Source organism: Salinisphaera dokdonensis CL-ES53 (assembly GCF_040361215.1).
In the GTDB taxonomy this organism is placed as follows: domain Bacteria; phylum Pseudomonadota; class Gammaproteobacteria; order Nevskiales; family Salinisphaeraceae; genus Salinisphaera; species Salinisphaera dokdonensis.
On record NZ_APND01000005.1, the window covers coordinates 60,587 to 85,567 of the forward strand.

General features: G+C 64.5%; 28 protein-coding genes. 19 read left to right on the forward strand and 9 right to left on the reverse strand.

Translation table 11 applies throughout. From position 1 onward, the window contains the following. The first annotated feature begins 24 nt into the window (after positions 1-24). The 5 genes from SADO_RS14940 (at position 25) to SADO_RS14960 (ending at position 3,979) form a co-directional block, all read left to right on the forward strand. Positions 25-465, forward strand: a complete 441-nt coding sequence (locus SADO_RS14940; protein WP_353112813.1) for a universal stress protein — start codon at positions 25-27, stop codon at positions 463-465. Between the two features lie 161 nt (positions 466-626). Beyond that, positions 627-1,604 (forward strand): zinc-dependent alcohol dehydrogenase, encoded by a 978-nt coding sequence (locus SADO_RS14945; protein ID WP_353112815.1) that lies wholly within the window; start codon positions 627-629, stop codon positions 1,602-1,604. Positions 1,605-1,641: 37 nt separating this feature from the next. Continuing rightward, entirely contained in the window at positions 1,642-2,040 is a 399-nt protein-coding gene (locus tag SADO_RS14950) for a 6-pyruvoyl trahydropterin synthase family protein (RefSeq protein ID WP_353112817.1), read from the forward strand. After that, on the forward strand, positions 2,037-3,134 hold the full coding sequence (locus SADO_RS14955) for a glycosyltransferase family 4 protein (protein ID WP_353112819.1): 1,098 nt from the start codon (positions 2,037-2,039) through the stop codon (positions 3,132-3,134). Before SADO_RS14950 ends, SADO_RS14955 begins: the two co-directional genes overlap by 4 nt. Continuing rightward, positions 3,131-3,979, forward strand: a complete 849-nt coding sequence (locus SADO_RS14960) for a class I SAM-dependent methyltransferase (RefSeq protein WP_353112821.1) — start codon at positions 3,131-3,133, stop codon at positions 3,977-3,979. The genes SADO_RS14955 and SADO_RS14960 overlap by 4 nt, the downstream gene beginning before the upstream one ends. A 16-nt stretch (positions 3,980-3,995) precedes the next feature. Here SADO_RS14960 and SADO_RS14965 read toward each other — a convergent pair whose 3' ends face one another. Further along, positions 3,996-4,835, reverse strand: coding sequence for a RibD family protein (locus tag SADO_RS14965; protein ID WP_434547916.1), 840 nt, complete (start codon positions 4,833-4,835; stop codon positions 3,996-3,998). Between the two features lie 154 nt (positions 4,836-4,989). Here SADO_RS14965 and ribA point away from each other — a divergent pair, with 154 nt between their 5' ends. Next, positions 4,990-6,111 carry a GTP cyclohydrolase II RibA gene (ribA, locus tag SADO_RS14970; protein WP_353112823.1) on the forward strand — a complete coding sequence of 374 codons (1,122 nt, stop codon included), beginning with the start codon at positions 4,990-4,992 and terminating at the stop codon, positions 6,109-6,111. A gap of 24 nt (positions 6,112-6,135) precedes the next feature. Here the strand turns inward: ribA and SADO_RS14975 are convergent, their stop codons facing one another. The 3 genes from SADO_RS14975 to SADO_RS14985 are packed head-to-tail and all read right to left on the reverse strand — an operon-like array spanning position 6,136 to position 8,170. Continuing rightward, positions 6,136-6,933, reverse strand: a complete 798-nt coding sequence (locus SADO_RS14975; protein WP_353112825.1) for a creatininase family protein — start codon at positions 6,931-6,933, stop codon at positions 6,136-6,138. After that, positions 6,933-7,523, reverse strand: coding sequence for a peroxidase-related enzyme (locus SADO_RS14980; RefSeq protein ID WP_353112827.1), 591 nt, complete (start codon positions 7,521-7,523; stop codon positions 6,933-6,935). Before SADO_RS14980 ends, SADO_RS14975 begins: the two co-directional genes overlap by 1 nt. A gap of 53 nt (positions 7,524-7,576) precedes the next feature. Then, the gene (locus SADO_RS14985) at positions 7,577-8,170 is read right to left on the reverse strand and encodes a DUF2946 family protein (RefSeq protein WP_353112829.1); all 594 of its coding nucleotides are present in this window, start codon (positions 8,168-8,170) and stop codon (positions 7,577-7,579) included. A gap of 159 nt (positions 8,171-8,329) precedes the next feature. Here SADO_RS14985 and lhgO point away from each other — a divergent pair, with 159 nt between their 5' ends. After that, the gene (gene lhgO, locus SADO_RS14990; protein ID WP_353112831.1) at positions 8,330-9,520 is read left to right on the forward strand and encodes an L-2-hydroxyglutarate oxidase; all 1,191 of its coding nucleotides are present in this window, start codon (positions 8,330-8,332) and stop codon (positions 9,518-9,520) included. A 77-nt stretch (positions 9,521-9,597) separates the two neighbouring features. Beyond that, positions 9,598-10,218, forward strand: coding sequence for a flavin reductase family protein (locus tag SADO_RS14995; RefSeq protein ID WP_353112833.1), 621 nt, complete (start codon positions 9,598-9,600; stop codon positions 10,216-10,218). Here SADO_RS14995 and SADO_RS15000 read toward each other — a convergent pair. Next, complete coding sequence (locus SADO_RS15000) at positions 10,215-12,287, reverse strand: AsmA family protein (RefSeq protein WP_353112835.1); 2,073 nt, start codon at positions 12,285-12,287, stop codon at positions 10,215-10,217. The two genes, SADO_RS14995 and SADO_RS15000, sit on opposite strands and share 4 nt — an antisense overlap. A gap of 130 nt (positions 12,288-12,417) precedes the next feature. Here SADO_RS15000 and SADO_RS15005 point away from each other — a divergent pair, with 130 nt between their 5' ends. The 7 genes from SADO_RS15005 to lon all read left to right on the forward strand — a co-directional run bounded on the left by SADO_RS15005 (position 12,418) and on the right by lon (position 18,563). Further along, positions 12,418-12,807: an MliC family protein gene (locus SADO_RS15005; RefSeq protein ID WP_353112837.1), complete on the forward strand. Its 390-nt coding sequence runs from the start codon at positions 12,418-12,420 to the stop codon at positions 12,805-12,807. 173 nt (positions 12,808-12,980) lie between these two features. Then, positions 12,981-14,072: a M42 family metallopeptidase gene (locus tag SADO_RS15010; protein WP_353112839.1), complete on the forward strand. Its 1,092-nt coding sequence runs from the start codon at positions 12,981-12,983 to the stop codon at positions 14,070-14,072. A gap of 120 nt (positions 14,073-14,192) precedes the next feature. Further along, positions 14,193-14,537 carry a CidA/LrgA family protein gene (locus SADO_RS15015; protein ID WP_353112841.1) on the forward strand — a complete coding sequence of 115 codons (345 nt, stop codon included), beginning with the start codon at positions 14,193-14,195 and terminating at the stop codon, positions 14,535-14,537. A 1-nt stretch (position 14,538) separates the two neighbouring features. Beyond that, positions 14,539-15,258: an LrgB family protein gene (locus tag SADO_RS15020; protein ID WP_353112843.1), complete on the forward strand. Its 720-nt coding sequence runs from the start codon at positions 14,539-14,541 to the stop codon at positions 15,256-15,258. 78 nt (positions 15,259-15,336) lie between these two features. Continuing rightward, on the forward strand, positions 15,337-15,741 hold the full coding sequence (locus SADO_RS15025; protein ID WP_353112845.1) for an Hsp20/alpha crystallin family protein: 405 nt from the start codon (positions 15,337-15,339) through the stop codon (positions 15,739-15,741). 10 nt (positions 15,742-15,751) lie between these two features. Further along, the gene (locus SADO_RS15030) at positions 15,752-16,057 is read left to right on the forward strand and encodes an NIPSNAP family protein (protein ID WP_353112847.1); all 306 of its coding nucleotides are present in this window, start codon (positions 15,752-15,754) and stop codon (positions 16,055-16,057) included. Between the two features lie 73 nt (positions 16,058-16,130). Beyond that, a complete protein-coding gene (lon, locus tag SADO_RS15035; RefSeq protein ID WP_353112849.1) occupies positions 16,131-18,563 on the forward strand; it encodes an endopeptidase La in 2,433 nt (810 codons plus the stop codon). A 9-nt stretch (positions 18,564-18,572) separates the two neighbouring features. Here lon and SADO_RS15040 read toward each other — a convergent pair whose 3' ends face one another. Next, positions 18,573-19,142 carry a gamma-glutamylcyclotransferase gene (locus SADO_RS15040; RefSeq protein ID WP_353112851.1) on the reverse strand — a complete coding sequence of 190 codons (570 nt, stop codon included), beginning with the start codon at positions 19,140-19,142 and terminating at the stop codon, positions 18,573-18,575. Positions 19,143-19,161: 19 nt separating this feature from the next. Next, positions 19,162-20,100 carry a recombination-associated protein RdgC gene (locus SADO_RS15045; protein ID WP_353112853.1) on the reverse strand — a complete coding sequence of 313 codons (939 nt, stop codon included), beginning with the start codon at positions 20,098-20,100 and terminating at the stop codon, positions 19,162-19,164. A 307-nt stretch (positions 20,101-20,407) separates the two neighbouring features. On the opposite strand from SADO_RS15045, the gene SADO_RS15050 reads away from it, so the two are divergent. The 4 genes from SADO_RS15050 to SADO_RS15065 are packed head-to-tail and all read left to right on the forward strand — an operon-like array spanning position 20,408 to position 23,374. After that, entirely contained in the window at positions 20,408-21,502 is a 1,095-nt protein-coding gene (locus SADO_RS15050; protein ID WP_353112855.1) for an ABC transporter substrate-binding protein, read from the forward strand. Positions 21,503-21,550: 48 nt separating this feature from the next. Further along, positions 21,551-22,318, forward strand: a complete 768-nt coding sequence (locus SADO_RS15055; protein WP_434547920.1) for an ABC transporter permease — start codon at positions 21,551-21,553, stop codon at positions 22,316-22,318. After that, positions 22,315-23,049 (forward strand): ABC transporter ATP-binding protein, encoded by a 735-nt coding sequence (locus SADO_RS15060; protein WP_353112857.1) that lies wholly within the window; start codon positions 22,315-22,317, stop codon positions 23,047-23,049. Before SADO_RS15055 ends, SADO_RS15060 begins: the two co-directional genes overlap by 4 nt. A gap of 19 nt (positions 23,050-23,068) precedes the next feature. Beyond that, the gene (locus SADO_RS15065) at positions 23,069-23,374 is read left to right on the forward strand and encodes a hypothetical protein (RefSeq protein ID WP_353112859.1); all 306 of its coding nucleotides are present in this window, start codon (positions 23,069-23,071) and stop codon (positions 23,372-23,374) included. An 81-nt stretch (positions 23,375-23,455) separates the two neighbouring features. Here the strand turns inward: SADO_RS15065 and SADO_RS15070 are convergent, their stop codons facing one another. Continuing rightward, positions 23,456-24,235, reverse strand: coding sequence for an EAL domain-containing protein (locus SADO_RS15070; RefSeq protein WP_353112861.1), 780 nt, complete (start codon positions 24,233-24,235; stop codon positions 23,456-23,458). 206 nt (positions 24,236-24,441) lie between these two features. Further along, entirely contained in the window at positions 24,442-24,963 is a 522-nt protein-coding gene (locus SADO_RS15075; RefSeq protein WP_353112863.1) for an MOSC domain-containing protein, read from the reverse strand. Positions 24,964-24,981 lie beyond the last annotated feature (18 nt).

Consider the following 24,981-nt stretch of genomic DNA (forward strand, 5'->3'; position numbering starts at 1 on the left):
GGACACATCCCAGGGGAGGCCCTGATGTTCAAAAGGATTCTGATAGCCGTGGACGGCTCCGAGCATTCGAAACGGGCCGTCGAGCTGGCCTGTGACTTGGCGCAACGCTACCGATCGGCCCTGCACGTGATCCACGTGCCCCAGCACACCGGCCACGAAAAGGCGCTGGTGCTCGGCGGCGCGACGATTACCGTGCCGCCCTCGCCCGAGCAACTGGAGTCCGCCGGGCGTTCGGTGATCGATGCGGCGCGCCAGATCCTGGAATCGTCCGGCTGCGAGGCAATCGAAACCGAGATTGTCGGCGGCGATCCGGCCCAGCGAATCGTACAGGCGGCCGAGCGCGAGGGCGCCGATCTTATCGTCATGGGCCGTCGGGGCTTGAGCGATTTCGGCGGGCTGATGATCGGCAGTACTTCGCACAAGGTCGGCCATCTGGCGCCCTGCGCCTGTCTGACCACCCGCTAACACCGTCGCCCACAGCATGTTCGCATCGCCGGGCTCGGCAAGTTACATTTCGCGACGTTCTCGCTGAACGTGTTCCTGATACGCCCGACGATGCGGATGACGCCGCTCGTGACGCTGCACGGATCCGTATGCGCTGCCCTGTTTCGATCCTTGAGCCTGTCATGCCTGAGCCCATAGCCCGCGCCCTGTGGCTACGACCACCCGGCGAGGCCTTCATTGCCGAGGAAAGCGTGTCCGAGCCTGCGGGCGGGGAGCTGCTCGTGCGTAGCCTCTACAGTGCGGTCAGCCGCGGTACGGAAACGCTCGTCTATAGCGGTCAGGTACCGGCCAGCGAATACGAGCGCATGCGCGCGCCGTTCCAGGCCGGCGATCTGCCCGGCGCGGTCAAGCACGGCTACGCCAACGTCGGCGTGGTCGAACACGGCCCGGGCGATTGGCCGGGACGCAGGGTGTTCTGTCTGTATCCGCACCAGACGCGTTATCGGATCGACGCGGACGCAGCCATACCGCTGCCCGTCGATGTGCCGCCCGAGCGAGCGGTGCTCGCCGCCAACATGGAGACCGCCGTGAACGCGCTCTGGGATGCGGGCGCGAGCGTGGGTGATCGCGTGACAGTGATCGGCGCCGGCGTAATCGGCGGCCTGATTGCAGGCCTCGCAGCCGGCCTACCGGGCGTGGATGTGGAGCTTGTCGATATCGACACGCGCAAGCAATATCTCGGCGACGCTCTGGGCGCGCGCTTTCGGCTGCCGGACCAGGCCACCCCCGAGCGCGATATCGTGATTCATGCCAGCGCCAGCGAAGCCGGCCTCGCCACGGCGATCGATGTCGCCGGCTTCGAGGCCACCGTGCTGGAAATGAGCTGGTACGGCGCGCGTGCGGTCACCGTGCCGCTGGGCGGCGCATTTCATTCGAAACGCCTGACCCTGCGTTCAAGCCAGGTCGGCGCCGTTTCGCCTGGGCGACGCCCCCGACGCGATCACCGATCGCGGCTGGCTCTGGCCGTGTCTCTCTTGAACGACCCGCGCTTTGATGCCCTCATCGAGCCCGATGTCGCGTTCGATACCCTGCCCGACGTGATGCGGCGTATTGCAGACCCCGGCGATGCGACGCTGTGCCAGCGCATACGCTACGACTGACCGCCTGTTTCGCCCTCAAGATAGACAAGGAAATCGCATGTTCAGCCTGACCGTTCGCGATCATTTCATGATCGCCCACAGCTTTACCGGCGAGGTCTTCGGCCCCGCGCAGCAGACCCACGGCGCGACCTATGTAGTCGATGTGACGTTTATGCGCTCCAAACTCGACGGCGACGATCTCGTAATCGATATCGGCCTCGCGAGCGCGGCGCTCAAGAACGAGCTCGGCGATCTGAACATGCGTAACCTGGACGACGTCGCCGAGTTCCGTGGGCGCAACACAACGACCGAGTTCATGGCCAAGACTGTGTTCGACCGCCTGCATGCGGCAATTCGCTCGGGCGATCTGGGTCAAAGCGCGAAAGGGCTCGAGGCGATGCGAGTCACGCTCGCCGAATCCCATATCGCTTGGGCAAGCTACGAAGGCGATATTTGACGACGCTGATACCAAAGCGGCTCGTCTTCATCGTTGCCGGGGCGCTCGAGCAGCCCACCGGCGGCTACCGCTACGACGCGCGCATCATCGCCGGCCTGCAGGCAGCCGGCTGGCAAATCGATACGCGCATGCTCGACGGGCATTTCCCCTGCCCCGACGAGACCGCGCACGCCGCGCTCGATACTGCGCTAAGCGCCTGCGCTGATGACGCCACCGTTGTGATCGACGGTCTCGCCTGCGGTGGCCTGCCCGAGGTGATCGAGCGCCACGCGGCGCGCCTGACGATCATCGTTCTCGTACACCATCCGTTATGCGACGAAACAGGCCTCGATCGCACTACCGCCGAACGGTTGGAGAGCAGCGAACGTCGCGTACTCGCCTGTGCCAGGCGCGTGATCGTCACCAGCATCCATACGCGCGATCGACTGCAGGCGCTCAAGATGACGGACTGCCCGGCGCGAGTCGCGGAACCCGGCGTCGACACGCGCGACGTGCAAGGCACGCGGGTCCGCCCGCGCGAGTGCGCAGGCGGACCTTGGCGGCTTCTCTGCGTAGCCACACTGATTCCGCGCAAGGGCCACGACGTACTGCTTGACGCCCTGGCACAAATGACCGACCTCGACTGGCATTGCGACTTGGTGGGCTCGCTTGATCGCGATCCGGCCCATGCCCGGGATATCGAACAGACGATCTTCAGGAAAAACCTCGCCGACCGAATCACGCTTCACGGCGCGCTCGATGCGGCGCAACTCGAAGCCTGTTACGCAGCCGCCGACGTTTTCGTTCTCGCCTCGCATTACGAGGGTTACGGCATGGTTGTTACAGAGGCCATCGCCGCGGGACTGCCTGTTGTCACGACGACTGGCGGTGCCTTGGCCGATACGCTGCCAGCCGGCGCGGGATGCAGCGTGACGCCGGGCGATGCGACCGCTTTTGCCCGGTCTTTGCGCCGTTTGATGACTGATCGTGCCTGGTACGACTCGACCTGCACGGCCGTACTGCGGGCCCGGCACGCCCTTCCCGGTTGGGACGACGCCACGCACGCTTTCGCGGCGGCGCTGGAAACCCCGAACACTGTCGGTGGTCGACCATGAGCGCAGACAACGCACACGCACACTTCGCGGGCGACTGGCTCGCGCTACGCGAGCCTCTGGATCACGCGGCACGGAACAGCCGACTCACGGCCGCCGCAGCCGAGCGTTTGCATACCTCGCGCGAAAAAAAACCGCAGACCATTGTCGACCTGGGCAGCGGTAGCGGCTCCAACCTGCGTTATCTCGCGCCGCGGTTTCCGGGCCCGCAGCACTGGCGGCTACTCGACCACGACCCCGCCTTGCTGGCCGCCGCGACCCGCGCCAGCGCGAGCACACGGGATGCCGCGGGCGACCCGGTCGACATATCCGCAGATGTCGTCGATCTCGGCCAAGCCGGCTGGCATTCGCAGCTGGACGGCGCCGCGCTGGTTACGGCATCTGCATTGTTCGATCTGGTGACGGCCGATTGGGTGCGTGACCTGGCCCGGGCATGCGCTAGCCGTGAGGCGCCAGGGTTGTTTGTCCTCAGTGTCGACGGCGACATCTCGTTGTCGCCATCCGACGTGGACGACAACGTCGTATTCGCTTTGCTGCGTGCCCACCAGACGCGCGACAAGAGTTTTGGTGCAGCGCTTGGCGTGCAGGCTCCGAGCGTCATCCAGGTCGCCTTCGAGGACGTCGGCTATACCGTTGAGAGCGCGTACGCGCCCTGGCATATCGAAGGCTCAACCGATGCCCTCGCGGGCATCGCGCTCGTCGAGGGTTGGCGGGACGCCGTCATCGAACAATCCCCCGCCGACGCTGACCGAATCAACGCCTGGGCCCGCCGCCGAATCGACGCGCTAGAAGCTGGGGGGCTACGTATCAGCGTTGGCCATCGCGACCTGTTTGTCGCGCCGCGCTGAAATCCCGCGGCGAGCGCTAGCGGCCTTCACTCAGATCAAGATCGAAGAACATATCCGCCCCCATGGACTGGCTGCGACACGGTGGACGTAGCGCGGTATCCAGCCGCTCGATGGGTGCGAGCCTGACGGCAGGCCGGCCAGAGCCGATAAGCATCGGCGCGACGACCACGTGCAGCCGATCGAGTAGGCCAGCTTGCAGGAAGCGCGAAATGGTTTCGCCGCCGCCCTCGACCAGTACCCGCCGTAACCCCCTTGCCGCCAGACAATCGAGTATGGCCTGCGGGGCGACGCCACCGGCACCGTTCTCCAGTTGGACGCGCTCCACGTTCGAAGGCGCTGGCGCGCGCACGCCACTGGCGATATGCAAGGTCGGCGCCGCGCCGTCGCTAAAGACTTTTTGCTCGCCACTCACGCGGCCTCGCGGGTCGAGCACGACACGCACCGGATTGGCACCCGGCACATGGCGCACGGTCAGCTGCGGATCGTCGGCCGCCACCGTGCCCGCGCCCACGATCACGGCATCCACAAGCGCGCGCAAGCGATGCAGATGCACGCGGCTGGCCTCGCCCGTCACATAGTGCGAATGCCCGCTCTCCGTGGCGATACGGCCATCCAGACTCTGGCCAAGCTGTGCCACCACGAACGACGCCCCGCCGAGTGCCACGGGCAGCAAGGCGTTCAATAGATCGCCGGCCTCGGGCGTGACTTTTGCCGTGCTCGTCCAGCCAAACTGCGCATCCACATGGATCGACGGCGCATCGGCAGACCGCCCGTCGAGGATCGCAGGCGCCAACAAGCCGCGACAACGTGCATCCTGAATCAAATGCCAGGCGTAGCTCTCATCGATCACAGCCATGATTCAGTCGTCGCTTGCTCCAGGGAAAACTCGCGACGAGGCATCGCCGCGCGGGCACAAACTCTAGGATAATGCGGCGCGCCACGCGAGCCGGCAGGATGCCGGTCCGCGTGAAACCTTGATTTTCTGCAACTGGGCCACATCGAGAGACAGCATGCGACAGGTGGAACGTTCGATATTCGATTTGCGGCGCGGGCTGCCGGTGCTGGTACGCGACGCGCAGGATTCCACCCGCAGCGCCACGCTGATTGCACCGCTCGAAGGCATGAACGACGAAGCGCTTGCTCGCCTAACCGAGCATGCAGGCAATGAGTGCACGCTGGTGCTCACGAAGCATCGCCTGGAACTGCTGGGTATCGAGGTTGACGACGACGCGGCCTGCCTTCCGATCACCCGCGACGACAGCGCCGCCTCGGTAATCGACTGGGCCTGTGCGCGTCACCCCGCGTCGGGCCCGAATCGCGCGACCCGAGCAGTCGGTCCGGACGAAACAGCGGCGCTTACGCTCATGCGCCGCGGCCTGCTGATTCCTTCGGCGATCACCGTACCGATCGCGCCGGAGCGCATGGCCGCGATCGAGGCGCGCGTCGAAGATGGCAGCCTGCTGTCGTTGAATACGGGAACGATCGCCGACTACGAGCAGACTTCACCCCGTTTCCTGCGCCGCATCAGCGCGGCCGACGTACCGCTGGCCGAAAGCGAGCAGTCACGGTTCGTGCTCTTTCGCGAAGCGGATGGCATGCGCGAGCATATCGCCATCGTCATCGGCGATCCGGAACAATGGGCCGACGCGGTGCCGGTGCGGCTGCATTCGGCCTGTCTGACCGGCGACCTGTTCGGCAGTCTGCGCTGCGACTGCGGCGAGCAGCTGCGTTCCAGCGTCGCCAAGATCGCCGAGAATGGCGGCGGCGTGCTGCTTTACCTCGCCCAGGAAGGCCGCGGAATCGGCCTCGCGAACAAGTTGCGGGCCTACACCCTGCAGGACGAAGGCCTCGACACCGTCGATGCCGATCATGTGCTGGGCTTCGGCGACGACGAGCGCAGCTACAACGTCGCTTTGGAAATGCTTGCCCAGCTTGAAATCCGGCGGATCGAGCTGCTGACCAACAACCCCTCGAAAATTGAGGCCATGAGCCGTGGCGGCGTGACCGTCGTACAACGCAGCGGCGTCTACGGGCGGGTCACGACCCAGAACCATCGTTATCTCACCGCCAAGGCCACACGTGCCGGGCACTGGCTGGATCACGTACTCGGTACGGCCGCGGACAACAACTAGCCGCCGCAGCAGTGCGCGCTGTGCTCAGGGCGCGCCGAGCGTAGCCAGGTCGAAATCCATCGTCTCATCGATGATTACGCCCAGGCGGCCGGCGAAATGGGCGCACAGCGCGGCGCCCTGCTCCGCGCTCGCCTGACGCGCGTCGCCGGCCACGCCCTGAGGATGCAGGTCCTGCGCCAGCCAGGCGAACGCGACGTCGCCTTCTGGCAGCAGCGTAGCGCCTGCCTCGGCACGCCGCTGGCCCAACGGCTCGAAGTTCGCAATGGCTGTACGCCGTACCGTGTGCGGTGCGAAATGCAGCATGAGCGCTGTTTCCAGCGCCCCGCCGTGCAGCCCATGCGAGAGTTCCTCCGCCGAAAGGGCATCCGCCGGTGGTGCAAAGCGGAAGTAGTTCGCCTTGACCACAAGCAGCCGATGCGCGGCCCGTAAATTGAGGGCCGCGATATCCAGCACTGCCTTGTTGCCGCCGTGGCTGTTGAACAGCAGCAGGCGCTGCACACCGGCGCGTGCGACGGCCGTACCGATTGCCTGGATCTGGTCGATCGCCTGTTCGGGCGACAGGCTCAGTGTGCCCGGAAAATCCGCATGCTCCATGCTCGCGCCGATCGCCATCGTCGGCAGCACCAGCAGTGTTCGCGGATCGTCGGCATAACGCTCGAGAGCCGCCGATACGAGTCCCTCGCCGATCATCACGTCGGTGGCGAGCGGTAAATGCGGGCCATGTTGCTCGATGGCGGCGACCGGCAGAATCGCAACCGTGTTCTCATCAGCGAGTGTTGCCAACTCCGGCCCGCTCAGATCGCTCCAGTGATGAACAGTCACTACGAGGTCTTGCCTTCGCGCGGCGCGCGGCCCATCAGATAGAACTCGTCATTGGGGCGCATGGCGGTGAGATTGGCCATGCGGTTGGACAGCGCGAAGAACGCGGCAATCGCACCGATATCCCAGATATCGTCTTCCGAGAAGCCGTGTTCGCTCAACCGCGCGCGATCCTCGGGACCGACGGTATGCGCAGCGTTGGATACCTGCACGGCGAAATCCAGCATCGCCCGCTGGCGCGGCGTGATATCCGCCTTGCGGTAGTTCACCGCGACCTGATCGGCAATCAGCGGATCGGCCTCACGGATACGCAGGATCGCGCCGTGGGCCACCACGCAGTACTGGCACTGGTTGATGCCGGACGTGGCGACGACAATCATCTCGCGCTCGCCTTTGGTGAGGCCGCTGTTTTTCTCCATCAGCGCGTCGTGATAGGCAAAGAATGCACGGAACTCGTCCGGGCGATGCGCCAGCGCCCAGAACACGTTGGGCACGAAGCCCGCTTTGTCCTGAACCGCGAGAATCCGCTCGCGAATATCGTCGGGCAGTTCGCCGAATTCCGGCACGGGGAACTGGCTGATCGATTGGTCCATGGCTACGGGCTCACAGTGTGGCGCATGAAAAACAGGGCACAACGGTAGCAACGTCAGTTGCTGTTCTCACCATCGCGTGGTTCGGGTGCCTGTACGAAACCGAGCGTTGCCGGGATATCCGCGCGATCACAGCGATACACGGGCAGCCTGTCGTTGCCCACAACCAACGTCAGATCGGTCTGCGTACCGCTCGGCACCGCAAGCGCATTCGATAGCGCCTGATCGTCGATCTCTTTGTCGCTATCGTCCGCGCGCAGACGATCGAGCACCCAGGCCAGGTCAGCGCCTTGAACCAGCGCAGCGCCGTCCGGCGTGTCGAGCACGGCGGTGCTGTCTTCGTCCAGATACAGCGCGCTCACGCTTTCGATTGCACGGCCGGTATGGGCCATGAGTGTGTCGTCGGCCTGTACGGACGCGATCAGCGGTGTGTACTCGAGCGCGATATAGCCGCGCTGGGGGCCGTTCTGAAAAAACCAGCGGCCGTGGTCATCCACGCCGTAGTTGCGAGCGATCGTCTCGACGATGCGCGCATGGCTGATGCGCTCACCCTGAATCAGCCAGTGGCCGCGACGATCCAGGCCGAGCCAGCCGAACAGTGCGGGCACGTTCGGAAATCGTGCCAGAGCGCGTTCTACCCATTCGTCCATCGTGATGATCGCACTAAAAACTCTGTGTCGATGATAGCGGCATTGCGGCGCGGCGTGCTCGCAATTCGCCGCCGCTGATGCGAGACCAATCAGCACGCAAGGCAACATGATCGTCTACAGTCGGGCGCTCTTCACTCCCGGTACAAAAACTTACAAGGCATGTACGACACGATCATCATCGGCGGCGGCATCGTCGGCCTGGCCACCGCGCGCGAGCTGCTGCAACGGCGGCCCGGCGCGCGTGTGCTGGTGCTCGAAAAGGAAGACCAGCTGGCCGCGCATCAGACCGGCCACAACTCGGGCGTGATCCATGCAGGCGTCTACTACGCGCCTGGCTCGATGAAGGCACGCTTCTGCACCGCCGGCAATGCCGCGACACGTGCCTTCTGTGCCACGCACGACATTCCGTTCGATATTCGTGGCAAGCTGCTGGTGGCCGCCGATCATCGCGAGCGACCGGGCCTGGAACGGCTGTTCGAGCGCATCGGCGAAAACGGCATCGAACGCCACTGGCTCGATGCCGGCGCGCTGGCCGAGCACGAGCCGGCCGTGCGTGGCACCGCCGGCATCCTCGTGCCCAGCAGTGGCATCATCGACTATCGGGCCGTCTGCCGCGCTCTTGCGGTGGATATCGAAGCCGCGGGCGGAGAGATCCGCTGCGGCTGTGCCGTAACCGGGCTGGCCGAATACGCCAGCGAAGTCGTGGTCGAAACGGCCGCCGGCGTCTTCCATGCCCGGGAGCTCGTGGCCTGCGCGGGCCTGATGGCGGATCGACTGGTGCGCATGCTCGATATCGAGCCGGATTTCATCATCTGCCCGTTTCGCGGCGAGTATTACCGGCTGGTCGCGAGCAGGCACGATATTGTCCGGCATCTGATCTATCCGGTGCCGAATCCGGATATGCCGTTCCTCGGAGTGCATCTCACGCCGATGATCGATGGCTCCATCACAGTCGGTCCAAACGCAGTGCTCGCCACCGCGCGCGAGGGCTATCGCAAGCGCGATTTCAACGGCCGTGACCTGGCCGAGATGCTGGCCTTTCCCGGCGTGCGCCGCATGCTCGGCCGGCATATCCGCCCCGGTCTGGTTGAGTTGAAGAACGCACTGTCCAAACGCGGCTATCTCGAACAGGTGCGGCGCTATTGCCCCGAGCTCACGCTGGACGATCTCGAGCCGCATCCGGCCGGCGTGCGCGCCCAGGCCGTGGCCCGCGACGGCACGCTGATCGGCGATTTCCGCTTCATTGACACGCCGCGCAGCCTGCATGTCTGCAACGCGCCCTCGCCGGCGGCGACCTCGGCGCTACCGATCGCCGCGCATATCGTGGATCGGCTCACCGAACGCGAGTGAGCTGCGCGGTTATCCGCGTTACGATCGCTGCCCTGATGTTTCGATAGCCCCCGGCCTGCGCCGGTTCAAGGAGCCACATGAGCGACGACGTGCATTTCTACGAGCCGCGCAACGGGCACGGCCTGCCCCACAATCCGTTCAACGCGGTGATCGCGCCGCGGCCGATCGGCTGGATCTCGTCGCGCAGCCGTGAGGGCACGTTGAACCTCGCGCCCTACAGCTTCTTCAACGCCTTCAACTACACGCCGCCGATCGTCGGGTTTTCCAGCGTCGGCTACAAGGACAGCGTGGCGAACATCGAAGCCACCGGTGAGTTCGCCTGGAACCTCGCCACCAAGACTCTCGCCGAGCCAATGAACGCCAGTTGCGAAGCGGTCGGCGCAGACGTGGACGAGTTTGAATTGGCCGGCCTCACGCCGGAGCCTTCGCGCGTGATCGAAGTGCCGCGCGTGGCTGAAACGCCTGTCTCCTTCGAATGCCGGCTCAGCCAGCTGCTGCGCCTGACCGGCGCCGACGGCAGCGAGACCGATACCTGGCTGGTACTCGGCGAAGTGGTCGGCGTACACATCGCGCGCCGCCTGCTGGTCGACGGCGTGTATGACACCGCCGCCGGCGAGCCGATCATGCGCGCCGGCGGTCCAGCGGATTATTTCGAGATCTCGCCGGATCAGCTGTTTCGCATGCACCGGCCCGGCTAGCTATCATCGCCGGCGTCGGCGGCCTGGATTTGGTCCAGCACCGGCTGGCACTGGCCGCTCTCGCCCGAAGTCGGCGACACCAGCGCGAGTAGCGCGGCGGCCGGCGTGGCCACGGTGCCCAGCGCGATCGCAGCCGCGCCGCGGGCAATCAGCGGCCCGGCCTTCACGCCCGGCGACGGCTCGGCAAAGGTGCCGCGCACATAGAGCGGCGAGCGCAGCGTGAACAGCCGTGGGCCCTTGCTCTTCGGCGTGATGGTGAGATCCAGCGATTCCGGGCCGAAGTCGATGTCGCCGGTGATATTGATGATCGCGTTCTCGGTATCGAACACGAACACGTTCGGCGTAGCCAGGCCGTTCTCGATCGGGATATCCGCTGCGGCACAGTTGATCTTGACCTGCTCATCGCCGAACAGCTTACCGACGATGTAGTTGCCGACGTTCAAGCCGGCCAGTTCCATCAGATTGCGGCTGATCGCGCCACGATCGATGAGCACGGTGAGGCGGCCATTCGCACCACCGAGCAGCGCGGCCACCGAGTTGCCGGTACCGCTGATGGATGCATCCCCATTGATCTGGCCGAGGCTACCTTCCAGCGCTTCCACTTCCGGCACGATCTCGTCCAGCTGCAGACGCCGCGCGTGCAAATCCGCGCGCGCCACCAGCGGCGACTTGTCACCTTCAAGACGTACCGTGGTGTTGAGCTTGCCGCCGGCAACGCCGAAGCTCAGCGGGTCGAGCAGGATCTCGCCGGCATCAAGCACCAGGTGGGTATATAGATCGGTCAACGGCAGCGATTCGCCGTGTTCGATGCGTTTGGCGGTGAATTTCACGTCCGCATCCATCGCGGCCCAGCTCTCGGTTTCGAATTCCTCGACCGGCAGCGCCTTGTCGGCGGGCTGGCGGCTTTCCTCGCCGCGTTCGGCTTTCTGCTCATTGGAATCCGCACCGATCAGCGGCGCCAGATCGGCAAATCGCAGCTGCCTGGAGAGCAATTCACCGCTGAGTTTGGGCCGTTCGCCGGTCTGATCGAAAGACAGACTGCCGGCGATATCGCTGTCGCCGATCTGCCCCTGGAATTCGCGGTAGGCAAAAGTAGAACCGTTCTCGTGATCGAGGTCGGCGACCAGATGCCCGCGGGTCGAATAGGCCGGCGTGGGCGGCAGGGTCACGCCGGTCAGGCGGCGCAGCGCATCAAGGCTCTCGCCAGAGAAGGACACGTCCAGATCCGCACCGCCGAAATTCAGCGGCTGGCTGATCGTGCCGGCCAGCTGCACGCGGGTGTTGCCCGAGCGCACGTCAGCCTGCACCGGAAACGGCGTGGTCTCGCTCTTGAGCGCCAGCACGCCGCCGATCTTGCCGTTGCCCGACAGTGGCTCGCTGCGATAGCTGCCGTCGATCTTCCAGCCGAAAACATAATCGCGCACCGACGCGGCGTCGGCTTCGACCGCGCTGTCGTCGCCGCTGATCTGCGCAAACGGCACCGGCTTTCCGAGCGGGTCGACGACAAGGGTGAAGTCCGCGTCCAGCGTTGCATCGCGGTAGCGAACCTGGCCCTTGTCGAAGGCGATCTCGTCGACGTTGACCGTCCAGCCCGAGCCTTCGGATGCATCTTCTTCGGCGGCCTCTTCACCGCCGCCCAGGTCGAAGGTCCAGTTGTCGCTGCCGTCCGCCTGCTTGATCAGCGTGGCGTCGGCGCCGTTCGCTGAAATACGCGGAATGGACACGCGCTTGCCGAGCAGGCCCAAGGGCGCGAGCCAGACATCAACACGGCCCACGCTCGCCATGGTGTCGGTATCGAAGCCGTCCGGATTGCCCAGACGGATATCCTCGGCATGAACATGCGGCCACGGCACCCACGCGGCCAGGCCCTGGGCATCCTCGGGGCGGGCCCAGTCGAGACCGAGATCGCCACGGATCTCGAACGGTCGATTGAGCGCCGTGGACACCTTATCGTTGATCGTCGGCTTGATCTGATTCCAGTCGAACAGCAGCACGAAGACGACGAGCAGGACAACGAGACCGACGAGCACGCCGGCAATACCGATTCCGATTTTTGGTGCGCGTTTCACGACACACTCCTGAATTCACGCGGCCCCTCGCCCGCTAGAGTATGGCGCGAAACGCATATCCGATGTGAACAACTGTCGCAAAAAGCGCAATATGCGAGCCTAGAGTACTGATCCGACGAGGGTAACGACCATGCCTGCATCCCTGCGCCCACTAGCCGCCGTAGCGACGCTCGTCGCGGGCGGACTGCTCGTTTCTGGCTGCGCGAGCGATCCCGCGCCGCGCCCGTCGACGGATCAGAACAGCGAGTCCACCGTGACGCTGATGACCTACCGCTGTGAAAGCGGCGCCGTGATCCGGGCAACCTACCCAACCGACTCGATCGCACTCGTGCGCTATCGCGGCGAGACGCATCAACTGCAGGTGACGCGCGCGGCCAGCGGCGTACGGTATGTCGACGACAGCCTGCAGTGGTGGACGAAGGGTAGTGGTCCGGGCGCCACGGCAATGCTTTCCGAGCGTGCCGAGAAAAGCGAAACCATCGAGCACTGCGAGGAAGTGAACTCGCCCGACCGCGCCTGATGTCCGGTGCGTGTAGCGCCATTGGACGCGACATCCAGCGCGGCCAGACGGCGCTGCATTGCAATGCTTCGGATGCGACCTGGCCTTGAAGGCAGGCGCCTCCGACCCGAGTTTAGTCACCCTATCCATTTGAACGAGCCGGGCGCATACGCGCCGCCGAAGGAAAACATCGCATGGCCAAGAACAAGTCCATCCTCACCGACGACTCGCTGGATTTTCTGGAGCGCTATCTCAACAACGCCTCGCCGACCGGCTATGAAAAGCCGGGCCAGAAACTCTGGATGGACTATCTACGCCCCTATGTCGACGAATTCATCACCGATGCCTATGGCTCGGCAGTCGGCGTCATCAACCCGGATGCAGATTACAAGGTCGTCATCGAAGGCCATGCCGACGAGATCTCCTGGTACGTCAATCACATCACCGAAAAGGGCCTGATCTACGTCATCCGCAACGGCGGCTCGGATCATCAGATCGCCACCTCCAAGCGGGTGAACATCCACGCGAAGCACGGCATCGTCGAAGGCGTGTTCGGCTGGCCGGCGATCCATCTGCGCGACCCGATGAAGGAACAGGCGCCGAAGAAGGACAACATCTTCGTCGACGTCGGTGCGAGCTCGAAGGAAGAAGTCGAGGAGATGGGCGTGCACGTGGGTTGCGTGATCACCTATCCGGACGAGTTCTTCGTGCTCAACAACGACAAGTTCGTCTGCCGCGCGATCGACAACCGCATGGGCGGGTTCATGGTCGCCGAGGTGGCGCGCCTGATCCACGAATCCGGCAAGCGGCCGAACTTCGGCTTGTACGTGGTCAATTCCGTGCAGGAGGAAGTCGGACTCAAGGGCGCGGGCATGATCGCCGAGCGCATCAAGCCGGACGTGGCGATCTGTACCGACGTCACCCACGACACCACCACGCCGATGATCGAGCAGAAGAAGACCGGCACCGCCAAGATCGGCGCCGGCCCGGTGATCACCTATGCGCCGGCGGTACAGAACCGGGTGCGCGAGCACCTGATCGCCACCGCCGAGAAGCACGAGATTCCGTTCCAGCGGCTGGTGAGCGCGCCGGCCACAGGCACGGATACCGACGCCTTTGCCTACAGCAATCAGGGCGTGCCGTCCGCGCTGATCGCGCTGGCGCTGCGCTATATGCACACCACGGTCGAGATGGTGCATCGCGAAGACGTCGAGAACGTCATTCGTCTGATCCACGAGTCCGTGATCAGCATCGACGCCGGGGAGACGTTCAGTTATTTCGACTGATTGACCCGGCATTGTCGGCCCACCCGGGCCGGCGATATGGGCTAGCATCGATAGCGATGACCGACGGGGCCGTCACACAAGTGCGGCCCCGTCTTCGTGTTGACGCTGTCGGAGAGCCCCATGATCGGAAGTCTGGCCGCCCTGCTGCTATTTCAGCTCGCGGGCGAGATCGTTGTCCGCCTGACCGGCCTGCCCCTGCCTGGCCCGGTACTGGGGATGATCCTGCTGTTTGCCGGCCTGCTGGCGCGCGGCTCGGCACCACGGGTGTTTACCGATACCAGCCGCGGCTTGCTCAGTTACCTGGCCCTACTGTTCGTGCCCGCGGGTGTGGGCATCATCAGCCACCTGGCGCGTGTCGCCGATGAATGGATGGCGATCGCCGTAACCCTGATCGCGAGCACCGCGCTGGCCATGATCGTGACCGCGTTCACCCTGCGCGCACTCACGACAACGCGGGGCGAATGACATGAATCGTCTCGCCCAGATCTGGGTCTATATCGAAGAGACACCGCTGCTGTGGCTCGCGCTCACGCTCTGCGTGTTCTGGCTCGCGCAACAGCTCTATCGGCGTCTCGGCGAGTTCCCGCTGCTTAATCCCGTACTCATCAGCGTGATCGTGCTGGTGGTGATTCTTGCGGTCACCGGCACTCCCTACAGCGACTATTTCGACGGCGCGCAGTTCATTCATTTCCTGCTCGGCCCCGCCACGGTCGCACTTGCCGTGCCGTTGGCCGGTCAGGCGCGTGAGCTGCGCCGTTACTGGCTGCCGATCACGATCGCACTCACGGCCGGCTCGCTAACAGCCGTGGCCAGCGCTATGCTGCTGGGCTGGGCGCTGGGCCTGGATTCGCAGACGCTGCTGTCGATGCTGCCCAAATCCGTGACCACGCCGATTGCCATGGGCGTGACCGAGCAGATCGGCGGCCTGCCGTCGCTGACCGCGGTGCTGGTGATTCTGACCGGCATCACCGGCGCGGTCATCGGCATTCCGTTGCTGCGCCTGCTCGGCGTGCGCGATCCGGTGGCCAAGGGCTTCGCGATGGGCGTAGCCGCCCACGGCATCGGCACCGCGCGCGCCTTCGAGCACAGCGAACGCGCGGGCGCCTATTCCGGCCTGGGCATGGGGCTCAACGGCGCGCTCACCGCGCTACTCGTTCCGCTACTCGTGTGGTTGTTCGGTTTCTGAGGCCGCCGCGCGAGCGCGCTTGTTTCCGGCCCCCTCTGCACCCATGCTCGAAAAATTGGTGCAAAAACCACACGACTCATGTCCGCACGCGATCTGGAAAATTTCATGTGGGGCGAAGCCATCCGGCGGCTCGACCGCGCGGACCGGATTCAGCGCCAGTTCTTCCGCCCGGCCGGCAACCGCGCCGAGCGCCAATGGGAACCACCGGTCGACGTGTTCGAAACACGCGAGGCGGTCTATGTGACGGTTGCCCTGCCCGGCGTCTCGTCGGATGCACTCACCGAACTGGAAGTGCGTGGCGACACGCTTATCGTCGCCGGCGAACGCCGGGTGCCGGCGCCGAATGCACGCGCTGCACTGCATCGGCTCGAAATACCCCACGGCCGTTTCAGGCGACGCGTGACGCTACCGCATTCACGGCTGGCAATCTCCGGACACGAGCTGCGCGACGGCTGTCTCTATCTGACCCTGCGTAAACACTGAAGGATTGATCATGGTGACCTGCTATCTGCGTTATGTGATCGACCCCTATCGCCTGGCCGAATTCGAGCACTACGCAAAGCTTTGGATACCGCTGGTCGAACGTTTCGACGGCGACCACCACGGTTATTTCCTGCCGCATGAAGGCGCCAATAACATCGCCTACGCACTGTTCAGCTTCGAATCTCTCGCCGCCTATGAGCGGTATCGCGAACAGTCGGCGACCGACGAAGACTGCATGGCAGCCTATCGCTACGCAGACGAGACCCGTTGCATCGTGTCCTGCGAACGCAGCTTCATGCGCCCGGTCTTCGAGTAGACCCGGAGCGAACCCCTTCAAGGCGAGCGCGCCTGAAAACTCCGCGCGCCACTTTTCAAATTCGATAGTGATCATGAACGACGAAACGACACAGACTCACGAAACCCATACGAGCGAGCACCAGAAGGACGAGATCAGCCACACGCTGGTCCATAGCGGCAGCGCACCCAAGCCGGAGGTGATCCATATCCTGCCGATGCGCGAGGTCGTGCTGTTTCCGGAACTGGTGATGCCCGTCGTGCTCGATCGCCCCGCAGCCATGGCGGGCGCCCAGCACGCCATGCGCAACGAACAGCCGGTCGGGCTGGTTCTCGCATCGCCCGACGAAGGCGACGACGCGAACGGCGACGAGCCGGAATCGCGCCTGCACCGTGTCGGTACCGGCGCCAACATCATGCGCTATGTCACCGGCTCCGACGGTAATCATCACCTCGTCTGCCAAGGCATCGCGCGTTTTCGCGTACGCGAATTCCTCAAGGACGAGGAAGGCCGCTTGAGCGCGAAGGTGAGTTGGATCGACGAGCCTGCACCCGAAGGCGACAAGCATGTCGATGCGCGCATGGACAACTTGCGCAACAGCGCGCTGGAAGCGATCGAGCTGATGGATCAGCCCTCGCGCGAGCTGGCGCATGCCATTCGCTCGATCACGTCTGCCGCCCTGCTCGCCGACGCCGTGGCGGGTTATCTTGGCCTGAAAGCCAAGGACAAGCAGCAGATCCTCGAGGCAATCGAACTCGAAGCGCGGCTGGATCGCGTGCAATCGTTCCTCGACTACCGCCTCGAGGTCATGCGCCTGTCGCGGGATATCAATCAGCAGACCCAGCAGCGCATGGGCGAACACCAGCGCAAGGCGATGCTGCGCGAGCAGATGCGCTCCATCCAGCGCGAACTCGGTGAGGACGAATCCACGGCCGAGGAAGTCCAGCGCCTGCGCGAACAGCTCGACGAGGCGAAACTGCCCGAGGAAGCGGCCGAACAGACCGACCGCGAACTGCGCCGGCTGGAGCGGATGTCCGATGCCTCGGCCGAGTACTCGATGGTGCGCACCTATCTCGAACTCATGGCCGAGCTGCCCTGGGCGCAGGCATCCGAAGACCGGATCGATATCCAGGCCTCGCGCGAAATCCTCGACGAGGACCACTACGGCCTGGACAAGATCAAGCGCCGCATCCTCGAGCACCTGGCCGTCCACAAGCTCAATCCAGAGGGCAAGGCGCCGATCCTGTGTTTCGTCGGCCCGCCCGGCGTGGGCAAGACATCGCTGGGCCGCTCGATCGCGCGCGCCATGAACCGTGAGTTCGTGCGTGCCTCGCTGGGCGGCGTACACGACGAATCCGAGATTCGCGGCCATCGGCGTACCTATGTTGGCGCCATGCCGGGCAGCATCATCAGCCATCTGCGCAAGGCCGGCACGCGCAATCCCGTGTTCATGCTCGACGAGATGGACAAGCTCGGCGCCTCGGCCCATGGCGACCCGGCGTCCGCGCTGCTCGAAGTCCTTGATCCCTCGCAGAACGACACCTTCAACGACCACTATCTCGGCGTGCCTTTCGACCTTTCGAAAGTGATGTTCATTGCCACCGCGAACGTGCTGGATGCGATTCCCGGGCCGCTGCGGGATCGCATGGAAGTGATCGAGGTGCCCGGCTATACGCACCAGGAAAAACAGCAGATCGCGCGGCGTTATCTGGTCGGCCGCCAACTCGAGCAGGCCGGGCTGACCACCGAGCAGTGCGATATCAGCGACGACGCGCTCAGCGCGTTGATCAGCGATTACACACGGGAAGCGGGCCTGCGGAACCTGGACCGCGAGATCAGCGCGGTCGTGCGGCATGCCGCCGTGCAGGTCGCCGAGGGCAAGTCGGGCCCCGGCACGATCGGACCGAAGGATCTGGCCGATATCCTCGGTCCGAAGCGGGTGGATAACGAGATCGCCCTGCGGACCAACATCGCCGGCGTGTCCACCGGGCTGGCCTGGACACCGGCCGGCGGCGATATCCTGTTCGTGGAAGCCTCACGTGCGCCCGGTTCCGGTCGGCTCACGATTACCGGCCAGCTCGGCGACGTGATGAAAGAGTCGGCGCAGGCCGCGCTCAGTCTCGTAAAGGCACGTGCCGAAGAACTGGATATCGAGCAGGAACGCCTCGACAAGTCGGATATCCATATCCATGTACCGGCCGGTGCAATCAAGAAAGACGGGCCGAGCGCAGGCGTGGCGCTCTACACGGCGCTGGTATCGCTGCTCACCGACCGCAAGGTACGCGCGAACGTCGCCATGACCGGCGAGATCAGCCTGCGCGGCCAGGTGCTGCCGATCGGCGGCGTGAAGGAAAAGACGCTGGCCGCCCATCAGGCAGGCATCAAGACCGTGCTGCTGCCTGAGCGTAACCGCAAGGACGAGGACGATATCCCGGAGAACGTGCGCAGCGCGCTGGAGATTCACTACATGAGCCATGTCGACGAAGTGATCGACATCGCCCTGCAGGAAACGGCTGCTGCCGCCTAGCCACCGGCGTCACGCGTTTTCGATCGCACGCAGCCGCGTTTCGAGATCGAAGACGTGTGGGTCCTCGGCGCCGAGCTCGCGCAAGCCCGCGGCGAGACCGAGCAGGTAGTCGCGGTTCGGTCCGCTTGGCCCATGTGATTCCGCGATCTGACGCGCAATCTCTTCGGCCGGGGCGTCGCCGAGGTATGCCTCGTTCTCCGGTGTCGCGATATAGACGAGGCCTTCGTCGTGACTGCCGTCGGCGAAAGTCATTTCGGTCGCGAAACGCAGATAGCCATTCTTTTCGCGATGATCGAGATGACCGAACACCGCCGGCGTGATGCGATAGGCCATGCCGGTGCAGACCTCGCCCGGTGCTTCAACCAGGGTCACGACACGGCCCGGCGCATCGGGCGTGCCGCGATGATCGTGCGAGCCCTGCCAGAACCGGCGTTGCCAGCCGGTAATCGTCGCCGGGCGGCGTTCGATATAGTCGAAACCGGCCTTGTAGATCAGCGAGCCGTAGCCGAACAGCCACAGCTGCTCGCGATCGGCGAAGCGGCCGTCACGCCGGTTCGCCTCGATGGTGTTGAACGACACGGCGGCCCTTTTCGAACGATCAGGCCGCGCGGGCCTCGGCCTCGCCGGCCACGCCAAAGTGGGTGTAGATCCGATCGAGCACGCCGCGCAGCGCCTCGCCCTGGAGCGCCATACGCGCCGTCAGCTCGGCCACGGCGTCGTCGGCATCGAGCGAGTCCAGATCGTCCTGGATGAGATCGAGCGGACGGATGCGCTTGAGATCAAGGTTCTCGTCGAGATCGAATTCAATCGCGTCGTCCACGGCCACGTTGAGCTTGACCACCTGCATGCCAGCCGCCAGATGGGCGCGAACCTCTTCACGCTGCAGATCCATGGCGGTCACGCGCACGCTGGATTTCACTTCGTCATCGGACTCGAGCACGCAGCGATCACCGCATTCGAAGCCGTTGGGCAATGTATTCACGTCTTCGAGCCAGCGCGACAGCTCTTCGGCCGGCCGGACCCGCGCATCGGCTCGCGTGACCGGCAGGCTGCCGAGCGCTTCACGCAGGCCGGAAACGACCTCTTCGGCGCGTTTTTCCGAACCCACATCTACCCAGATGCGATGCGCGCGCAGATCGATCACCACCGGCGTGCGCTTGGCGCGCGTGAACGCCCGCGGCAACAGCTCGAAATGCGCCTCGTCTCGAATATCGGCTTTTTCGCGACGGCTGACCTTGCGACCTTCCTTCGTTTCGATCTGCTCGATGCGCTCGTCGACCGCCTCGGCAAGCACGGCGTTCGGCAACACACGCGTGATCTGCTGATGCACGCAGACCGCCAGGCCATCGACGGCAAACGTCATCGCATGCTCGCCCTTGATCGGGGGTACGAAGCCCGAAACACTCGTCGCCTGATCACCACATTCCGGGCAGAGCGCGTCAGCCAGCTTCTCGTCAAGTTCGGCCGCGCTCCAGACGAACGGCTCGGTACCAAGAAACACACAAAGGTTACGTATCCACATAGCGATCGGGACCATGATCGGCTCGGCCGGCAGGTTGCGAGCCGGCAGGAATTGAGTCGCGACAGGTGCACCCCGCCGCTGGAAGAAGCGCGACCATACCCAACCCGATGACCGGCCTCAAGCCGACATCGCATACGGTATGGCCCGCCTGCCGGCTGTCGCTCTCGCCCGCGCTGTGGCAACATTCAGCGCGCATCGCGCGGGCAGAGCAGCGTCAGGCAGCGATCGGCGACAAACCGGTCGCCCAATGCGCCGGCGACACCGTCCTTGCAACGGCTACCGGCGATCGCATGCCTCGTTCTCACGCCAGCCGGCAACCGTCATGTATCGATCCCCCGCTATCGCCCGTTCCTTCCTGTCCGCGCTGCTGATTGTCAGCGCTTCGCTGCTGCTGGCTGCCTGCTCGTCGGAAAACAGCGACAGCACATCCACCGATAGCGTGCCGGCGGAGATCGGCTACATGCCGATCCTGCCCGATTCACAGCTGTTCGTCGGTCTCGAGGACGGCTCGATCGAGGCAGCCGGTATCGAGGCGAAACTGGTGTCGTTCCAGAATGGCCCGGCCATGGTCCAGGCACTGCTCGGCGGCCAGCTCGATATCGCCTATTTCGGAATCGGCCCGACGATGGTTGCGCGCGGCAAGGGCGCAGATATCAAGGTCGTCGCCTCGAACATCATCGAGCAGATCAGCTTCGTGGCCCTCGGCAATCTGGCGCCCTACTTCGAAAACGGCGACCCGACCACGGCCTTCAAACGCTTCGAACAGGACAACGGCCGCAAGGCCAAGGTCTCGACCTTCCCGGTGGGCTCCGTGCCGCAGACCGTGCTGGCCTACTGGCTGGATCGCGAGCTGGGTATCGAAAGCGACGCGATCGACGTGATCTATCAGGGCGCTTCGCAGGTACAGCAGGCGCTGCTCACCGGCGCCGTCGACGGGGCAGCGATTCTCGAGCCGGTCGTGAGTATTGTCGAGCATCGCGCGGACGACGCACGTTCCGTGGCGCACGGCGAGTCCATGTTCCCCGGCCAGCCGGGCGCCGTGCTGGCCGTACGGGCGGAATTCATCGACGCCCATCCCGAAGTCGTGCAGAAGCTGGTTGCCGCGCATAGCGCAGCGACCGAAAAACTGAAATCCGGCGACGAGGCAGCGATTGACGCCGTCCATAAATACGTGGGTGGCGGCCGGCTGCCGCGCGAGATCGTCGCCAAGGCCGTCGCCAGCTCCGCCGACAGTTTCGTCGCCGATCCGAACCGCATCATCGACGGCACCCGCCGTATGCGCGACTTCCAGCAGGAAACCGGCACGCTTGGCGCCGATACCGATATCGATGCCCTGTTCGAGACCCGCTTCTACGACGCGATCGAATCCGGCAACTCGAAGACATCTACAAGCAACGCAGACGCGTCCGGTTCGTAACGCGTGGCCGAAACTCGAGCCAACGTGAACGATTCGCGGGGCCGCCGCCTGCCGCGTGTCGGCCCCAGTCGCACACGCCGTGTCGCTTACGGGGCGTTCGGAGTCGCTTCGTTCATCGCGCTCTGGAAACTGGCGTTCGTGTTCAACTGGGCCCCGCGCGGCACGATTCCGGACCCGTTCGTGGTACCCGAGGCGCTTTGGCAGGAATATGCCGGCGGGCGACTGCTCCCCGCGATCGGATCGAGCCTCGTTCACTATGTATGGGGCCTTGGCGTAGGCACCTTCCTGGGCTTTGCCGTGGGCCTCATGGCCGCAAGCGCGCGCTGGTTCGACGATGCCCACTACATGCTGGCTCGCATCCTGCGCCCGATCCCGCCGCTGGCCTGGGTGGTGTTCGCGATCGCCTGGTTCCAGGTCAGCCACGCGGGCGCAGCCTTCGTGATCTCGATCGGCGTGTTCTGGGTCAACTACTTCGCGACCGCTTCCGGGGTACGCGACGTCGACCCGCGCTACTACGAACTGGCCCGCGCTTTCGGCCACGGCGGATTCATCAAACGCGTGACCAGCATCACCCTGCCGGGCGCGGCACCGGGCATCCTGTCGGGCATGCGTACCGGTGTCGGCCAGGCCTGGATGACGCTGATCGCCGCGGAGCTTCTGGGCGTGCCGGGCATGGGACAGGAAATGAACTCGGCCGCCGGCGTGGGCGCCTACGACGCCGTGGTGGTCTACATGCTCGCGATTTCGTTGATCTACACGCTGTCCGACGGGCTGTTCGCACTGATCGAGAATCGTGCCCTGCGGTGGCGGCCATGAGCGATACCGGCCTGGAACTGCACGATGTCGGCTATCGCTACCCGAACAGCGACAGCGCGGTGTTCGAACGGCTTAACTTCAATATTGCGCCCGGCGAATTCGTCGCGCTTGTCGGTGGGTCGGGCGTGGGCAAGTCCACGGTATTGCGCTGCGTCGCGGGTCTGATTCAACCCTCGAGCGGCCGTATGCAGGCGCCGGCCAATACGGCAAAGGGCACCCGCCCCAGCGCGGTGGTTTTTCAGGACACTCGCCTTCTGCCCTGGCGGCGTCTACGCGCAAACGTAGGCTATGGCCTGGCGGGCCTGGGCCTGTCCAAAAGCGAGCGCGATGCGCGTATCGACGAAGTGCTGGCTTTGATCGGCATGAAAGCGTTCGGCGAGCGCTGGCCGCACGAGATCTCCGGCGGCCAGGCCCAACGGGTAGGCCTCGCCCGGGCGCTGGCGGTTCGCCCGCATATCCTGCTCATGGATGAACCCTTCTCGGCCGTGGATGCGCTAACCCGGTCGCGTCTACAGGACGAACTGCTCGCAATCTGGAAACGCCTGAACATGGCAGTGCTGTTCGTCACTCACGATATTGCCGAAGCGGCTTATCTTGCCGACCGGGTCTGTGTGATGGGCGGCAGCCCGGCGCGCATCGTGTTCGACGAACGTGTGCCGGTTGAGCATCCACGCGCCCGCGAGAACAGCGAGCTGCAGTATTTCGCTCAGCGCGTATCGGACGCGTTGTAATACCGATCGAGCGTTACCGATGACGAAAACACCGTTGAAACTGCTCATCCATGCAGCGGACGACGCATCGCTTGTCCGCGCACGCAGCAACGCCGCGAACTTTCTCGCTGCAGACGAGACCGGTCAGGTCGAGATCGTGGCCAACGCGGGCGCCGTAGCCGCTGCCATAGCGCAGCCGCATGCTACCGACCCACACCTGCGTGTATGCGCCAACACGCTACGCAACAACGCCATCGACACGCCTGCCCATCTCACCCAGGTACCCGCTGCCGTCGTGCACATTGCCGAACGCCAGCGCGACGGCTGGGCCTACATGCGGGCTTAGCGCGCCAAGGGTGGCGCATCGTAAGCCGAAGCTGGCGCGCGTTCATCGTGCAGCAACGTTGCCGGCTATCGCATTGCCGCCTCAGGCTGCGGCACGAACCTGTTCGATGATATCGACCGGACTGGCGACCAGCGTTTCGATCTGCGGGCGCGCGTAGAGAAACCCCTGCTGCAGATGAATACCGCGCTGATAAAGCCAGCGCGCTTCGGCCAGCGTTTCCACGCCTTCGGCGATCAGCGTGATGCCGAGCTTTTTACCCATTATCACAAGCGATTCCACGATCGCCTGGCGACGCGGGTTACGATCGATATCGATGATCAAATGCCGATCGGCCTTCACCACATCGGGCTGCATGTCCACCAGCAGCTCGAGATTGGCATAGCCCGCGCCGAAGTCATCGATCGCGGTGAGAAAGCCCATAGCGCGATAGGACTCGACGATCCGCTGCAAATGCTGCCGGTCGCGCACATGCTCGGTTTCGGTGACCTCGAACATGATCTGTGCGAGCGGCCAGCCCAGTTCACCCGCAAGCTTGAGCGTCGCCTGGATACAGGCCTCCGGCTCATAAACGGCATTGGGCAGGAAGTTGATCGATACGGGCCGATCGCAGCCCAGCCGGTGAGCGATCTCGAGCGCCCGGATACGACAGGCCTGGTCGAAACGGTAGAGCGAATGCGGCTTGACCCGGTTCAGAATATCTCGGGCACCCTCCCCGTTGATGCCCCGCACCAGGGCCTCGTGGGCAAAGACTTCGCCGGCGGCCACATCGATAATCGGCTGGAAGGCCATCGTGAACTCGAAATCGAGTTCGCCATCGCAGCGGCGGCAGCCGCCCTCTTCGTCACGCAAGCACTGGGCCATGAGCAAAAGCCGTTCAACCCGACAACGGGCAGGTGTATTTCATGGGATATCGGCAGGCTGCCTGTATATGACAGCCCCCGAAGCAGCTTTTCTGAAGTCTGCTGCGGATCGTTCGGGTCACGCAAGCCGACGCGCGGCTGCCGCACGCCCGTCGACCGGCTGTCGAGTGTTCCGGGAAACGCGCCGGAAGCCGCACGCAGCCGATATCACGGCTCGATTTCGATCTCCTGGCCGGCCACCAGCGTACCGCCGGTCCGTACCGCGGCACGCATACCGCCGATACGGTGCAGGCCGGTGCGCACATCCTGGCCGAGCAGGCGGGACAGGTATCCACAAGGCGGGCAGCTACTCACGATTTCCAGGCGCACGTCGCCGATTTGCAGTAACCGCCCACGCAGGGTCATCAGATCGAGATTCGAAACAACCAGATTACGGCGCAACGCCGCTGCCTCGATGGGCGAGCCGAGACGTTGACCGCAGGCAATAACGGCTTCCTTGGTCACCAGAGAGACTTCACGCGCGCCCGCCATGACCGCCGCACGCGACGAGAACGTGCCCCGCCCTGCGGCGTAGCGGTCCCCGCTCAGGCCACGGCCCACGACAGCCTCGACACGCTCGAGTGCTCGCATTGGCGCACCGCGGTCGCCCGCAATGAAAATCTGCGCCAGTCGGGGCCGGTCTGCAGGTCGATGTTTTTCGCCCGCCACGCGGTCCATGAACGCGATCATGTCATGCCCATCAGTCCG